The organism is Cellulosimicrobium sp. Marseille-Q4280 (assembly GCF_943181405.1).
GTDB lineage: Bacteria > Actinomycetota > Actinomycetes > Actinomycetales > Cellulomonadaceae > Cellulosimicrobium.
The window spans coordinates 320,053-333,172 of record NZ_CALPBY010000003.1 but is presented as its reverse complement, the minus strand read 5'-3'; the positions used below and the strand labels follow the sequence as shown (position 1 = coordinate 333,172).

Below are 13,120 nucleotides of genomic sequence, written 5' to 3'. Positions count from 1 at the left end.
CCGCATGAGCACCGCTGCGTCGATCGACGACCTGCTGGGTCCGGCCTCGGCGCGATTCTTCGGGTCCGGGTACCGCGCGGTGCGTCACGAGGTCCGCGACCTCGTGCACGAGAGCGGCCAGACGGGCTCGTCCCAGGTGCACGGTTCCGCCTCTCTCAGCTACCCGCCGTCCTGGTCCAGGAAGGGTGGGCGCGCGCTCGTCCCGCACGTCTCCTCGATCGACGCGTTCGTCCTCGCCGCCCAGCTCGCCGAGGTCCTGCTCGCCCTGTCGCTCGGTCTCCGCGACGAGGAGCGCACGCGCGCGTGGGTCCGCTCGGTGGACCTGCGGTCGGGCACGCAGCCGCAGGAGGACCTGGAGGCCATCCCGCTGAGCGCTCGGGTCGTCGCCACGTCGACCGGTCCCCACGGGCCGGCCTCGACGGTCGAGGCGAGGGTGGGCACGCTCACGACCGTCCTGGTCGTGGCGCACCCGCCCGGCGTCCGCGGCCGCCCGGTGCACGGACCGGTGGTCCTCGACGACCTCCTCGGGCCGGCGCGGGAGAGGTACCACGCGGGCGGGTACACCGCGTCGTCGCAGGAGATCGTCGACGTCGAGCTGGACGACGCGCGCGGCGTCCGGGCCGCCGTCGTCCCGTCGGCTGACCGCACCGCACGGCCCTGGCGCGACCTCGGCGGGTCGTACCGGCCGAGCGTGACGTTCATCGACGCGATCGTCGGTCTCGCCCAGGTCTCCGAGGTGCTGCTGTACGCGCTCGACGCGGTCGACCGCGCCCGCTCCCACACGATGTGGATGCGCAGGGTCCGGCTCGAGACTCCGGTCCCCGACGTGCCGCGCGAGCCGTTCCGCACGCGTGCCGACCTCCGGACCGCGCGTCTCGTCCCCCTGCACGGTGCCACGTGGCGTGCGGTGGAGATGTCGGCCACCTACCACGCCTACTCCGCCCGCTACGCGCTCGCCCACGAGCTGCCGTCGGACGGCGACCGGACCGTCGTGCGCCCACCCGTCGCGCCGGGCGAGGCCGCCTGATGCGCATCGCGGTCTCGGGGACCTACTCCGCCGGGAAGACCACGACGTCGCTCGCCCTGAGCCACCTCACGGGACTGCCGCGCACGCACGCTCGCTCGATGCGCGAGATCCTGCCCGAGGTCCTGCCGGGGCGCCGGCTGGAGGAGTGCACCGCGGTCGAGCTGCTCGAGCTGGGGATCGTCCGCTACACGGAGCGCGCGGTGCACGAGAGCCACGCCGGGGACGCCTTCCTGTCGGACGGGTCGTCCCTGCACGAGTGGGTGTACGGGGCGGTCCGCGCGGAGACGGGCATCGTCCCGAGCGACCACCGGCAGGACGACGCACGGACCGCGGAGCGGGAGTTCCTCGCCTCCGCGATGGCCGCGTTCGGGGGAGTCGTCCGACGGCACGCGCTGCGGTCGTACGACCTCTTCGTCCACCTGCCGGTCGAGTTCCCGCTCGTCGCGGACGGGCACCGGCCGGTGTCGGAGCGGTTCCGCGAACGGTCCGACACCATGCTGCGCACGACGCTCGGCACGCTCGGCATCCCGTGCATCGTCGTCGGGGGGACCCTCGAGCACCGGCTCGAGCGGATCGTCGACGAGCTCGGCCTGCCCCGCACCACCTCGGTCGCCGCCGCGGCGGCGAGAGCGTACGCGGACATCGCCACGATGGACGTGCGCGTGGAGACGGCTCGCCTCTGAGCCGTCGGGTCGTGGGCGGTCGCGCAGGGGGAGGCCGCCCACGACCCCTGGTCCGCTGCTGCTGGTGGCGTCACGGCGGTGCACGACGTGCGGCGCGTGCGTCGTCCTCGTCCCCGACGTGGGCGGCGTGCGGGAGAATGGGCGCGTGGTCCTCTACCGAGACGACGCGATCGTCCTGCGCACCCAGAAGCTGGGCGAGGCGGACCGCATCGTCACCCTGCTGACGCGCGAGCACGGGAAGGTGCGCGCGGTCGGCAAGGGGGTGCGGCGCACGTCGTCGCGGTTCGGTGCACGCCTCGAGCCGTTCATGGTCGTCGACGTCCAGCTCCACGCCGGGCGGTCGCTCGACACCGTGACCCAGGCGGAGACGGTGGGACCGTACGCGCGCCGCATCTGCGAGGACTACGCCCTCTACACCGCCGGGACGGTCATGCTCGAGACCGCGGAGCGGCTCGTCGCGGACGAGCGGGAGCCGGCGGTGCAGCAGTACTGGCTGCTCGCCGGGGCCCTGCGCGCGCTCTCGGAGCGTGCCCACGCGCCGAACCTCGTGCTCGACTCCTACCTGCTGCGGGCGCTCGCGGTCGCCGGCTGGGCGCCGTCGTTCACGGACTGCGCCCGGTGCGGGGAGCCCGGGCCGCACCACGCGTTCGCCGTCGCCCAGGGCGGGGCGGTGTGCGGGCGGTGCCGCCCCCCGGGTTCGACGTCGCCCGCCCCCGAGACCTTCGCCCTCCTCGCCGCGCTGCTCGCGGGGGAGTGGGAGACCGCCGACGCCTCCACGGCGCGGCACCGCAAGGAGGCGAGCGGCCTCGTCGCCGCCTACGGCCAATATCACCTGGAGAGAACGTTGCGATCACTGCGCATGGTGGAGCGGGACGCCTGATGGCGCGCCGCACGCGTCCCGTCGTCCCGCCGTTCGCCCACCCCTCGGGCGCACGCCCCCCGGCGATCCCGCAGCAGTTCGTGCCGAACCACGTCGCCGTCGTCATGGACGGCAACGGCCGGTGGGCGAACGCGCGCGGTCTGCCGCGCACCGCGGGCCACGAGGCAGGAGAGGCGGCGCTGCTCGACGTCGTCGCGGGCGCCGTCGAGATCGGCGTGAAGCACGTCTCCGCGTACGCGTTCTCCACCGAGAACTGGAAGCGCTCGCCCGACGAGGTGCGCTTCCTCATGGGCTTCAACCGCGACGTCATCCGACGCCGTCGCGACGAGATGGACTCGTGGGGCGTGCGCGTGCGCTGGGCGGGGCGCCGACCACGGTTGTGGGGCTCGGTCATCAAGGAGCTCGAGGTCGCGGAGGAGCAGACGCGGGACAACGACGTCTGCACGCTCACGATGTGCGTCAACTACGGCGGGCGCGCCGAGATCGCGGACGCCGCCGCGGCGATCGCCCGCGAGGCGGCGGCCGGGCGGCTCGACCCGTCGAAGGTCACGGAGCGCACCGTGCAGAAGTACCTCGACGAGCCCGACCTGCCCGACGTGGACCTGTTCCTGCGCAGCTCCGGCGAGCAGCGCACGTCGAACTTCATGCTGTGGCAGGCCGCGTACGCGGAGCTCGTGTTCCTCCCGGAGCCGTGGCCGGACGTCGACCGGCGCCACCTGTGGCGGGCGGTCGAGGAGTACGCGCGACGCGACCGCCGGTACGGGGGAGCGGTCGACGCGGTCGGCACGGCCTGACGGCACGCTCGGCTCAGGCGGTGTCCGCCCGGGCGGCGAGCTCCTCCAGCCGGTCCGCCAGCTCCGCCGGACGGCTCAGGGCGACGAGGTGACCACCGGGCATCTCCTCGACGTCGAGCCCGAGCCGGCCCCGGGCCACCTCGCGCTGGAACGTGAGCGGGAAGAGGCGGTCGTCGCGCCCCTGCAGGACGACGGTCGGCACGTCGGGCCAGGAGGATGCCGGCCACGGCTCCGCGAACGACCGTGACGAGGGTGCGCGGTCCTCGCCGGCCAGGACGCGGGCGGTGACGTCGGCGGGGACGTCGTGGAAGAAGTCCTCGACCTCGTCGAAGGGGCCGAGCCCGGCCACGGCGCGTGCCGCCTCGTACCCGGTCGCCGCCCACCAGTCGCCCGCCGTCTCCCCGGGGTCCGGGATCATCGGGTTGAGCAGGACGAGCAGGCCGACGGGGACGCGGTGCGCGACGAGTCCTCCGACGTAGGCGCCCATCGACTGCGCGACGACGACGAGCGCGTCGCCGGACCGTGCGTCGCTCGGCGGCGCTTCGCCGTGAGGAGAGGCGTGGAGCGCCGCGAGCGCCACGTCCGTGAGAGCTTCCCAGCCGTAGTCCTCGTCGTGCTGGGGGAGGTCGACGGGGACGGCTCGGTGGCCGCGCGCGCCGAGCTCGGGAACCAGCCGCTGCCAGTACCCCGGGTGGCCGCCGGCGCCGGGCAGGAGGAGGAAGGTGGTCATGGGGGGAGGACCGCCGGCCGGTCCGGGACTCATCGGGCTCAGCGGTTCATCCGGCTCAGCGGTTCATCCGGCTCAGCGCTGCGGGCTCGTCGCGTCTCCGACCGCGGCGTGCGGCACGTGGGCGGTCGACCGGGCCGCGCGCCGTCGGACCGTGACGACGACCACGGCGACCGCGCCCGCCACGAGGAGGAGCAGCGCGGCGGCACCCCAGGGCGACCCCGCGGCGAGCGCGACGGCGGCGGACCACGCGGCCCAGCCGACGGTCGCGTAGATCGTCGCGTGCAGGGCGCAGCCCAGCAGCATGGCGGGGAGGTAGCGGCCGAACGGCATGCGGACGACGCCGGCTGCCGCGTTGACCACCGTCTTGGTCCCCGTCGCGAGGAACGACGCCGGGACGGCGACGAGTCCCCAGCGGCGCAGGACCTCGACGCCGCGCGCGGTCGAGCTCCCCGACAGCCAGGCATGGACCCGCGCGACCCAGGGACGCACGGGCCGCGTCCGGTCGAGCGTCCAGACGGTGACGAGCCGCGCGACCCAGTACGTCGCCTGCGTGCGCACGAGGACGACGGCGAAGAAGAAGGCGAACAGCGCGGCGAACGGTGCTCCGTCCAGCGCCTCCGGCACGGCTCAGCCCTGCTCGGACCCGCGGGCCGCGCAGCTCTCGCACGTGCCGAAGAGCTCGATCGTGTGCTGGATCTCGCTGAAGCCGTGCGTCGCGCCGACCTGCGTCGCCCAGGCCTCGACGGTGGGGCCGTCGATCTCGACCGTCCGGCCGCAGCCGCGGCACACGAGGTGGTGGTGGTGCTCGCGCCGCTCGCACCGGCGGTAGAGGTTCTCGCCCTCCTCGGTGCGCAGGACGTCGACCTCGCCGCCGCCGGCGAGGCTCTGCAGCGTGCGGTAGACGGTCGCGAGCCCGACGGAGTCGCCGCGCGAGCGCAGGATCTCGTGGAGCTGCTGGGCGCTGCGGAAGTCCTCGACGTCCTCGAGCGCGTCGGACACCGCGGCCCGCTGGCGGGTCATGCGCTGCACGTGTCACCTCCGGTAGCGGGATGGTCGTCGCCGGCTGAGCCGCGACCGCCGGCGGGGACGAGGCGGGCCTCGGGGAGGTCGACGTCGTCCGGGATGTCGGGGTGCGGGTCGCGGGCGACGCGCGGCCGACGGTGCGCCCACAGGGGGCGCAGCAGGGCCACGACGAGGTAGGTCGCGATCGCCAGGACGACGATGGTCGCACCCGGCGACAGGAAGTTCCAGTACGTGATCGACAGCCCGACGACGCACACGACGACGCCGACGACGCACGCGACGAGCATCGTCCGGCGGAAGGACCGCGTGACGAGCTGGGCGACCGCGACGGGCACGATCATGAGCGCGCTGACGAGCAGCAGCCCGACGACGCGCATCGACACCGTGACCGTGAGGGCGGCGACGACGGCGACCGCGATGTTGAGCGCGCGCACGGGCAGGCCGGAGGCGCGCGCGAACTCCTCGTCGTGGCTCACGGAGAACAGCGCGGCGCGCAGCCCGAGCCCGACGAGCAGGATCACGGCGCTCAGGACGACCGTGAGGACGAGGTCGGACGACGTCACGGTGGAGATCGAGCCGAACAGGTACTGCATGAGGCTGCCCGCGGAGCCCCCCGCCAGGCCGATGAGGAGCACCCCGCCGGCGATGCCGCCGTAGAAGAGCAGGGCGAGCGCGAGGTCGCCGCTCGTGCGGCCGCGCTCTCGCACGAGCTCGATGGCGACGGACCCGATCACCGCGGCCACCACGGCCCCGGGGATCGCGAGGGCGTCGTTCGGGACGAGACCCATCGCGGACCCGACGAGCCAGCCGAGCGCGACGCCCGTGAGCGCGACGTGACCGATGCCGTCGCCGAGGAGCGAGAGCTTGCGCTGCACGAGGTACGTGCCGACGACGGGCGCGCTGAGGCCCACGAGGAGGGCAGCGACGAGGGCGCGCTGCATCAGCGGGTCGGTGAGCATCGCGGCGAGCTCGGAGGTGATCGACCCGGTCATGACGCCGTCCTCGGTGCGTGACCCGCGGCCGGGTCGGGGTACAGGGTGTCGACGAGCCCGGTCGTCGGACCGGCGGGTGCGCCGTCGGGCGCCGGCTCGTGGGGGTGCTGGTGCTGGTGCGTCGCGCCCGCGTGCAGGGAGGCAGGGCGGGGCGGGGCACCGTCGTGCACCACGCGCCCGTGCCGCAGGACGACCGCTCGGCGGACGAGCGGCGCCAGCGCGCCGAGCTCGTGCAGGACGACGAGCACTGTGAGGCCGTCGCCGACGAGCCGCGTCATCGTCGCGGCGAACGACTCCTGGCTGGACTTGTCGACGCCGGCGACCGGCTCGTCGAGGACCAGCAGGTCGGGTCGGCGGACGAGGGCGCGCGCGATGAGGACGCGCTGCTGCTGGCCGCCCGAGAGCTCGGCCGTCGAGTCCGCGGCACGGTCGGCGAGCCCCACCTGGTCGAGCGCGGCGACCGCGCGGGTGCGCCAGTCGCGCGGCAGCCACAGGCGCCCGCCGCCCAGGAGGCCGGAGGCGACGACCTCTGCCGCGGTCGACGGCATGCCCGACGGCGCGGCGACGCGCTGCGGGACGTAGCCGAGCCGCCGCCACGGGACGCGTGGGCCGAGCGGCGCACCGAACAGCTCGACGGTTCCCGCCGAGAGCGGGACGATGCCGACGAGGGACCGCACGAGCGTCGACTTCCCGGAGCCGTTGGCACCGAGGAGCGCGACGACGTCGCCCTGCGGGATCGCGAGGTCGATGCCGCGCAGGATCTCGCTGCCGCCGAGGCTCACGTGCACGCCGCGCGCGGCGACGAGCGGGGCGGGGGACGTCACGAGCAGACCAGCCCGGACGTCAGCGCCTCGAGGTTGGACTCCATGACCCCACGGTAGTCCGTGGCGTCGTCGCTCAGACCCTCGAGGGGGTCGAGCACCGCGGTCCCCACGCCGAGGTCGTCGGCGAGGGTCTCGGTCACCTTCGGGCTGGTGAGAGTTTCGAAGAAGAGGGTGGTCACGCCGTTGTCGCGCACGACCTCACCCACCTCGCGCAGCCGAGCGGGCGACGGCTCGGCCTCGGGGTCGATGCCCGAGATGCCGACCTGCACGAGGTCGTACCGCTCCGCGAGGTACCCGAACGCCTCGTGGGACGTGACGAGCGTCGCGCCGGCGCACGCGGCGAGGGCGTCGGCGTACTCGGCGTCGAGCGCGTCGAGGTCGGCGGTCAGCGCTGCGGCGTTGGCCTCGTACTCGTCGGCGTGCTCCGGGTCGATCGCCGACAGCTCGGTCGCGACCTGGTCGCCGACGGCCGCGAGGCGCGTCGGGTCGAGCCAGAAGTGCGGGTCGAGGGAGCCGTGGCCGTGCCCGTCGTCGGCGGCCTCGTCGGGGTCGTCGTCCGAATGCTCGGCGTGCTCCTCGGCGCTCTCGCCCGCGTGGGAGTCCGCCGACCCGGGGTGCTCCTCGAGGTGCGCCGCCTGCGTCGCGTCGACGACGTGCTCCGGGTCGCGCTGCTCGACGCCCTCGTCGACCGCGGCCTGGAAGCCCGACTGGTAGACGACGAGGTCCGCGTCGCCGATCGCGCGCACCTGCGCGGGCGCGAGCTCGAGGTCGTGCGGCTCGGCGGCCGGCGGCGTGAGGTTGGCGACCGACACGAGGTCCCCGCCGACCTGCTCGGCGACGTACTGGAGCGGGTAGAACGACGCGAGGACCTGGACGCGCCCGTCCTGCGACGCGCCGTCGACCCCGCCCGCGCCCGACGAGCAGGCGGCGACGAGCGCCGTGGCGGCGAGGGCTGCGGTGGCGGTGAGCGCGCGGCGGCGCAGGCGGGGGGAGGGGCGCATGCCTCCAGTGTCCTCCTTAGTGAAAATGGATGTCAAAACCGTTCACGGTGAGCCGGGTCACCCGGGGTACGCTGGTCGGTCGGCGCCCCGACGGGCGCCCGCCCACCCGTCCAGCCCCCACGAGCCACGTGCGGGGCCGATCCTCAGGAGTGATGACCGTGGCCGCTGCGCCCTCACCGACCGCCCGCCTCGACGCCGTCGTGTCCCTCGCCAAGCGGCGCGGGTTCGTCTTCCCGTCCGGTGAGATCTACGGAGGTACGCGCTCCGCGTGGGACTACGGGCCGCTCGGCACCGAGCTCAAGGAGAACATCAAGAAGCAGTGGTGGCGCTCCACGGTCACGAGCCGTGACGACGTCGTGGGGCTCGACTCGTCCGTCATCCTCCCGCGCCAGGTGTGGGTCGCCTCCGGTCACGTCGGCGTCTTCACCGACCCCCTGACCGAGTGCCTCTCGTGCCACAAGCGGTTCCGCGAGGACCAGATGATCGAGGAGTTCGAGGAGAAGAAGGGCCGCGCGCCCGAGGGGGGCCTCGCCGAGATCGCGTGCCCCAACTGCGGCACCCGCGGGCAGTGGACCGAGCCGCGCGACTTCAACATGATGCTCAAGACGTACCTCGGCCCGGTCGAGGACGAGTCCGGGCTGCACTACCTGCGCCCCGAGACGGCGCAGGGCATCTTCGTGAACTTCGCCAACGTCATGGGCGCCAGCCGCAAGAAGCCTCCGTTCGGCATCGGCCAGATCGGCAAGTCGTTCCGCAACGAGATCACGCCCGGCAACTTCATCTTCCGCACGCGCGAGTTCGAGCAGATGGAGATGGAGTTCTTCGTCGAGCCCGGGACGGACGCCGAGTGGCACCAGTACTGGATCGACGCGCGCACCGACTGGTACGTGGACCTCGGCATCTCGCGCGACAACCTGCGCCTGTACGAGCACCCGCAGGAGAAGCTGTCGCACTACTCGACGCGCACGGTCGACATCGAGTACCGCTTCGGCTTCTCCGGCTCGGAGTGGGGCGAGCTCGAGGGCATCGCGAACCGCACGGACTTCGACCTGAAGACCCACGCGGAGCACTCCGGGAAGGACCTGTCGTACTTCGACCAGACGAAGAACGAGCGCTGGGTCCCGTACGTCATCGAGCCCGCCGCGGGCCTGACGCGCTCGCTCATGGCGTTCCTCGTCGAGGCCTACACGGAGGACGAGGCGCCCAACGCGAAGGGCGGCGTCGACAAGCGCACCGTGCTCCGCCTGGACCACCGCCTGGCCCCGGTCAAGGCTGCCGTGCTCCCGCTGAGCCGCAACGAGCAGCTCTCGCCCAAGGCGAAGGACCTCGCGACGGAGCTGCGGAAGTACTGGAACGTCGACTTCGACGACGCCGGCGCGATCGGCCGTCGCTACCGCCGTCAGGACGAGATCGGCACGCCGTTCTGCATCACGGTCGACTTCGACACGCTCGACGACCAGGCCGTCACCATCCGCCACCGCGACTCGATGGCGCAGGAGCGCGTCGCGCTCGACAAGGTGACCGAGTACCTGGGCGGGCACCTGCTCGGCGCCTGACCCGGCGACAGCGACGACGGACGACGCACGACGACGGGGCGGGACCGCGAAGGTCCCGCCCCGTCGTCGTGCGCCTGGGCGGCGCACCCGCCCCCTGCCGTCGAGCTAGATCTTCTTCGCCGCGCCCTTGCCCCTGTTCAGCACCGCGAGCACCAGGCTCACGACGAGGATCGCGACACCGATCCAGAGCAGCACCTTCGCGGCCTCGATGGCGACGCCCAGGATGAGCAGCACGGCGCCGACGATGACGAGGATCAGCCAGAGAGGCATGGAGTTCCTTTCGTCCTGTTGTCGGCCGAAATGCCGACCTGGGAACCCTCCCACACCTCCGAAGTCCTCGCGCGGCGAGGGAGGCGACCGGAGCCGGTCCGAGCCCGGCCGCGCGCACCCGGGGGCACGCGGTCGCGGACGGGTGGGACAATGGAGCGCGTGAGTGCTCCGACCCTCGACACGACGAACACGGCCCGCGTGGCCGCACCCGTGCTGCCGCCGCTGCAGATCGGCCCGATCCGGGTGGACACGCCCGTCGTGCTCGCGCCCATGGCCGGCGTGACGAACAAGGCCTTCCGCACGCTCTGCCGCGAGGCGGGCGCGAGCGTCGGCGAGGACCCCGGCCTGTACGTGGCGGAGATGGTCACGAGCCGCGCCCTCGTGGAACGCAACACCGAGGCGCTGCGCATCGTGACCTTCGGCGCGGACGAGTCGCCGCGCTCGGCCCAGGTGTACGGCGTCGACCCGGCGACGGTGCGCGAGGCCGTGCGCATCATCGTCGCGGAGGACCGGGCCGACCACGTCGACCTCAACTTCGGCTGCCCCGTCCCCAAGGTGACGCGCAGGGGCGGCGGCGCCGCGCTGCCGTGGAAGCGCGACCTGTTCGCCGCGATCGTCCGCGGGGCCGTGGAGGCCGCGCGGCCGTACGGCGTGCCCGTGACCGTGAAGATGCGCAAGGGCATCGACGACGACCACCTGACCTACCTCGAGGCGGGGCGCATCGCGGAGGGCCTCGGCGTCGCGGCGGTCGCGCTGCACGCGCGCACGGCCGCCCAGCACTACTCGGGCACCGCGGACTGGTCCGCGATCGCGCGCCTGAAGGAGACCGTGACGCGCGTCCCCGTGCTCGGCAACGGCGACATCTGGTCCGCCGAGGACGCGCTGCGCATGGTGGAGGAGACGGGCTGCGACGGCGTCGTCGTCGGGCGCGGCTGCCAGGGTCGCCCCTGGCTCTTCGCCGACCTCGCCGCCGCGTTCGCCGGCCGTCCCGAGCGCGTGCGTCCCGGTCTGCGCGACGTCGCGGAGACGGTCTTCCGGCACGGCGAGCTGATGATCGACTACTTCGACGGTGACGAGGGCAAGGGCATGCGCGATCTGCGCAAGCACATGGCCTGGTACCTCAAGGGCTACGCGGTCGGCGGGGACTCGCGGCGCGCGCTCGCGATGGTCTCGACGCTCGACGAGCTGCGCACCCTGCTCGACGCGCTCGACCTCGACGCGCCGTACCCGGGTGAGGCGGCCGAGGGGCAGCGAGGACGCGCGGGGTCGCCCAAGACGCCGCACCTGCCGTACGGGTGGCTCGACTCGCGCGAGCTCGACGCGGAGCACTCCGAGCGGCTGCGCGAGGCCGAGCTGAGCGTCTCCGGCGGCTGACCTCCCGTGACCCCCGCGAGGGGGCGTCCCCGGGCTTCCCCGGGCACGACGACGGCCGGGCACCTCGCGGGAGGTGCCCGGCCGTCGTGGGTCGCGTCAGAGCGCGCGCAGCCAGACCGTCGTGTCGGACGGCACGCGCACCTGCGGGTCGGCCGAGCGGTCGGTGCGGACCGGGCCGGACGCGACGAGCACCTCGACGCCGCGCGGCAGGACCACGGGGTCGCTCCCGAGGTTGGTCAGCACGACGACGTCGCGGTTGCGCAGCGCGATGACGTCGTCGGAGCCGGCGTGCTCCTCGACCCACGCGAGCGTGCCCGTGCCGAGACGCTCGGCGCGACGGGTCGCGAGCGCGGCGCGGTACGTCTCGTACGTCGAGCCGGCGACGCCGCGCTGGACGTCGGCGGCGTAGCGCGCGTAGGACTCGGGCTGGGGGAGCCAGGTCCTGCCGGTCGGTCCGAACCCGTGCCCGGGGGCCTCGGCGTGCCACGGCAGCGGGACGCGGCAGCCGTCGCGGCCGGCCTCGGCGCCCTGCGTGCGGAAGAACGCGGGGTCCTCGCGGACGTCGTCGGGGAGCGCGGTGTGCTCGGGCAGGCCGAGCTCCTCGCCCTGGTAGAGGTACGACGACCCCGGCAGGCCGAGCATGAGCAGGGATGCCGCGCGGGCGCGGCGCAGGCCGAGCTCCTCGTCCGGCTGCGCCTCGTGGGCGAAGATCCCGTTCGGGCGCAGGCCCGGGTCGGCGAGGCCGAGGCGCGACGCGTGGCGCACGACGTCGTGGTTCGACAGGACCCACGTCGTGGGGGCGCCGACCTCGTCGTTCGCGCGCAGGGAGGCGGCGATCACGGTGCGCAGCGGGGCGGCGGACCACGGGGTCGTGAGGAACGAGAAGTTGAACGCCTGGTGCATCTCGTCGGGGCGCACGTACCGCGCGAGGCGGGACAGCGGCTCCACCCAGGCCTCGGCGACGAGAGCGCGGTCGCCGTCGTACTCGGCGAGGACCCGGTGCCAGGCGCGGTAGATCTCGTGCACGCCGTCCTGGTCGAACATCGGGCCGGAGTTGCCGGCTCCGGTCGAGCCGTCCTCCGGGGCGCCCGGGTCCACGACCTCGTCGGACGCGCCACCGCCCTCGGTGCCCTCGACCATCGAGACGGAGCCGTCCCAGTCGGGCAGGCCCGGGGCCTTGACCATGCCGTGCGCGACGTCGATGCGGAAGCCGTCCACGCCCTTGTCGAGCCAGAAGCGCAGGACGTCCTCGAACTCCGAGCGGACCTCGGGGTTCTCCCAGTCGAGGTCCGGCTGGGAGGAGTCGAAGAGGTGCAGGTACCACTGGCCCGGCACCTCGTCGGCGGCACCGGTCACGGGGCGAGCGCCCGCGCCCGCCGTCACGCGGGTCCACGCCGGGCCGCCGAAGATCGACTGCCAGTTGTTCGGCGGGAGCTCGCCGTGCTCGCCCTCGCCCTCGCGGAAGACGTACCGGCCGCGCTCGGCCGAGCCCTCGGGCGACGCGAGCGCCGCCTGGAACCACGCGTGCTGGTCGGACGTGTGGTTGGGCACGAGGTCGACGATCACGCGGATGCCGCGTGCGTGCGCCTGGGCGAGGAGCTCGTCGAAGTCGGCGAGGGTGCCGAACAGCGGGTCGACGTCGCGGTAGTCCGCGACGTCGTACCCGGCGTCCTTCTGGGGCGAGCGGTAGAACGGGCTCAGCCACACGGCGTCGACGCCCAGCTCGGCGAGGTGGTCGAGCTTCGACGTGATGCCCGGCAGGTCGCCGATCCCGTCGCCGTCGCCGTCGGCGAAGGAGCGCGGGTAGACCTGGTAGATCACCGCGTCGCGCCACCACTCGGGTGCCTCGCCGGCGCCCGCGTGCACGAGCGCGCCCGCGGCGAGCGGCTGCAGGGTGGCGGTGGTGGGCGGCGTCGTCGAATCGATACGAGTCATCGAGCTGTGGATCCTCACGTGAGTGGTCGTG

The 13,120-nt window shown here is 73.8% G+C and carries 14 protein-coding genes; 6 read left to right on the top strand and 8 right to left on the bottom strand.

The window, feature by feature from the left end; translation table 11 throughout:
* The first annotated feature begins 4 nt into the window (after window positions 1-4).
* From NFS20_RS09780 to NFS20_RS09765, 4 genes are all read left to right on the top strand, one after another.
* Window positions 5-1,027 carry an AvrD family protein gene (locus tag NFS20_RS09780; RefSeq protein ID WP_251151577.1) on the top strand — a complete coding sequence of 341 codons (1,023 nt, stop codon included), beginning with the start codon at window positions 5-7 and terminating at the stop codon, window positions 1,025-1,027.
* Entirely contained in the window at window positions 1,027-1,710 is a 684-nt protein-coding gene (locus NFS20_RS09775) for an ATP/GTP-binding protein (RefSeq protein WP_251151576.1), read from the top strand. Before NFS20_RS09780 ends, NFS20_RS09775 begins: the two co-directional genes overlap by 1 nt.
* 145 nt (window positions 1,711-1,855) lie before the next feature.
* Window positions 1,856-2,590 (top strand): DNA repair protein RecO, encoded by a 735-nt coding sequence (gene recO / locus NFS20_RS09770; protein WP_251151575.1) that lies wholly within the window; start codon window positions 1,856-1,858, stop codon window positions 2,588-2,590.
* Window positions 2,590-3,384, top strand: coding sequence for an isoprenyl transferase (locus NFS20_RS09765; protein ID WP_251151574.1), 795 nt, complete (start codon window positions 2,590-2,592; stop codon window positions 3,382-3,384). Before recO ends, NFS20_RS09765 begins: the two co-directional genes overlap by 1 nt.
* A 13-nt stretch (window positions 3,385-3,397) precedes the next feature.
* Here NFS20_RS09765 and NFS20_RS09760 read toward each other — a convergent pair whose 3' ends face one another.
* The 6 genes from NFS20_RS09760 to NFS20_RS09735 all read right to left on the bottom strand — a co-directional run bounded on the left by NFS20_RS09760 (window position 3,398) and on the right by NFS20_RS09735 (window position 7,954).
* Window positions 3,398-4,114, bottom strand: a complete 717-nt coding sequence (locus tag NFS20_RS09760) for an alpha/beta fold hydrolase (protein ID WP_251151573.1) — start codon at window positions 4,112-4,114, stop codon at window positions 3,398-3,400.
* Window positions 4,115-4,186: 72 nt separating this feature from the next.
* Entirely contained in the window at window positions 4,187-4,738 is a 552-nt protein-coding gene (locus NFS20_RS09755; protein ID WP_251151572.1) for a DedA family protein, read from the bottom strand.
* A gap of 3 nt (window positions 4,739-4,741) precedes the next feature.
* On the bottom strand, window positions 4,742-5,134 hold the full coding sequence (locus NFS20_RS09750; RefSeq protein ID WP_251151571.1) for a Fur family transcriptional regulator: 393 nt from the start codon (window positions 5,132-5,134) through the stop codon (window positions 4,742-4,744).
* Complete coding sequence (locus NFS20_RS09745; protein WP_251151570.1) at window positions 5,131-6,129, bottom strand: metal ABC transporter permease; 999 nt, start codon at window positions 6,127-6,129, stop codon at window positions 5,131-5,133. Before NFS20_RS09745 ends, NFS20_RS09750 begins: the two co-directional genes overlap by 4 nt.
* On the bottom strand, window positions 6,126-6,953 hold the full coding sequence (locus NFS20_RS09740) for a metal ABC transporter ATP-binding protein (protein ID WP_251151569.1): 828 nt from the start codon (window positions 6,951-6,953) through the stop codon (window positions 6,126-6,128). The genes NFS20_RS09745 and NFS20_RS09740 overlap by 4 nt, the downstream gene beginning before the upstream one ends.
* On the bottom strand, window positions 6,950-7,954 hold the full coding sequence (locus tag NFS20_RS09735) for a metal ABC transporter substrate-binding protein (RefSeq protein WP_251151568.1): 1,005 nt from the start codon (window positions 7,952-7,954) through the stop codon (window positions 6,950-6,952). Before NFS20_RS09735 ends, NFS20_RS09740 begins: the two co-directional genes overlap by 4 nt.
* 152 nt (window positions 7,955-8,106) lie before the next feature.
* Here NFS20_RS09735 and NFS20_RS09730 point away from each other — a divergent pair, with 152 nt between their 5' ends.
* Complete coding sequence (locus NFS20_RS09730) at window positions 8,107-9,510, top strand: glycine--tRNA ligase (RefSeq protein WP_502800804.1); 1,404 nt, start codon at window positions 8,107-8,109, stop codon at window positions 9,508-9,510.
* 105 nt (window positions 9,511-9,615) lie between these two features.
* Here NFS20_RS09730 and NFS20_RS09725 read toward each other — a convergent pair whose 3' ends face one another.
* Window positions 9,616-9,780 (bottom strand): hypothetical protein, encoded by a 165-nt coding sequence (locus NFS20_RS09725; RefSeq protein WP_251151566.1) that lies wholly within the window; start codon window positions 9,778-9,780, stop codon window positions 9,616-9,618.
* A gap of 150 nt (window positions 9,781-9,930) precedes the next feature.
* Between NFS20_RS09725 and dusB the strand changes: the two genes are divergently transcribed.
* Entirely contained in the window at window positions 9,931-11,154 is a 1,224-nt protein-coding gene (gene dusB / locus NFS20_RS09720) for a tRNA dihydrouridine synthase DusB (RefSeq protein ID WP_251151565.1), read from the top strand.
* A gap of 96 nt (window positions 11,155-11,250) precedes the next feature.
* Here the strand turns inward: dusB and NFS20_RS09715 are convergent, their stop codons facing one another.
* The gene (locus tag NFS20_RS09715; protein ID WP_251151564.1) at window positions 11,251-13,089 is read right to left on the bottom strand and encodes a glycoside hydrolase family 13 protein; all 1,839 of its coding nucleotides are present in this window, start codon (window positions 13,087-13,089) and stop codon (window positions 11,251-11,253) included.
* Between the last annotated feature and the right edge of the window lie 31 nt (window positions 13,090-13,120).

What these genes read in the sequence shown, in the direction of transcription:
- NFS20_RS09725 (WP_251151566.1), bottom strand. Translation starts at nt 9,780, where the DNA reads ATGCCTCTCTGGCTGATCCTCGTCATCGTCGGCGCCGTGCTGCTCATC.
- NFS20_RS09730 (WP_502800804.1), top strand. Translation starts at nt 8,107, where the DNA reads ATGACCGTGGCCGCTGCGCCCTCACCGACCGCCCGCCTCGACGCCGTC.
- NFS20_RS09745 (WP_251151570.1), bottom strand. Translation starts at nt 6,129, where the DNA reads ATGACCGGGTCGATCACCTCCGAGCTCGCCGCGATGCTCACCGACCCG.
- dusB (WP_251151565.1), top strand. Translation starts at nt 9,931, where the DNA reads ATGGAGCGCGTGAGTGCTCCGACCCTCGACACGACGAACACGGCCCGC.
- NFS20_RS09775 (WP_251151576.1), top strand. Translation starts at nt 1,027, where the DNA reads ATGCGCATCGCGGTCTCGGGGACCTACTCCGCCGGGAAGACCACGACG.
- NFS20_RS09760 (WP_251151573.1), bottom strand. Translation starts at nt 4,114, where the DNA reads ATGACCACCTTCCTCCTCCTGCCCGGCGCCGGCGGCCACCCGGGGTAC.
- NFS20_RS09735 (WP_251151568.1), bottom strand. Translation starts at nt 7,954, where the DNA reads ATGCGCCCCTCCCCCCGCCTGCGCCGCCGCGCGCTCACCGCCACCGCA.
- NFS20_RS09715 (WP_251151564.1), bottom strand. Translation starts at nt 13,089, where the DNA reads ATGACTCGTATCGATTCGACGACGCCGCCCACCACCGCCACCCTGCAG.
- NFS20_RS09780 (WP_251151577.1), top strand. Translation starts at nt 5, where the DNA reads ATGAGCACCGCTGCGTCGATCGACGACCTGCTGGGTCCGGCCTCGGCG.
- NFS20_RS09750 (WP_251151571.1), bottom strand. Translation starts at nt 5,134, where the DNA reads ATGACCCGCCAGCGGGCCGCGGTGTCCGACGCGCTCGAGGACGTCGAG.
- NFS20_RS09765 (WP_251151574.1), top strand. Translation starts at nt 2,590, where the DNA reads ATGGCGCGCCGCACGCGTCCCGTCGTCCCGCCGTTCGCCCACCCCTCG.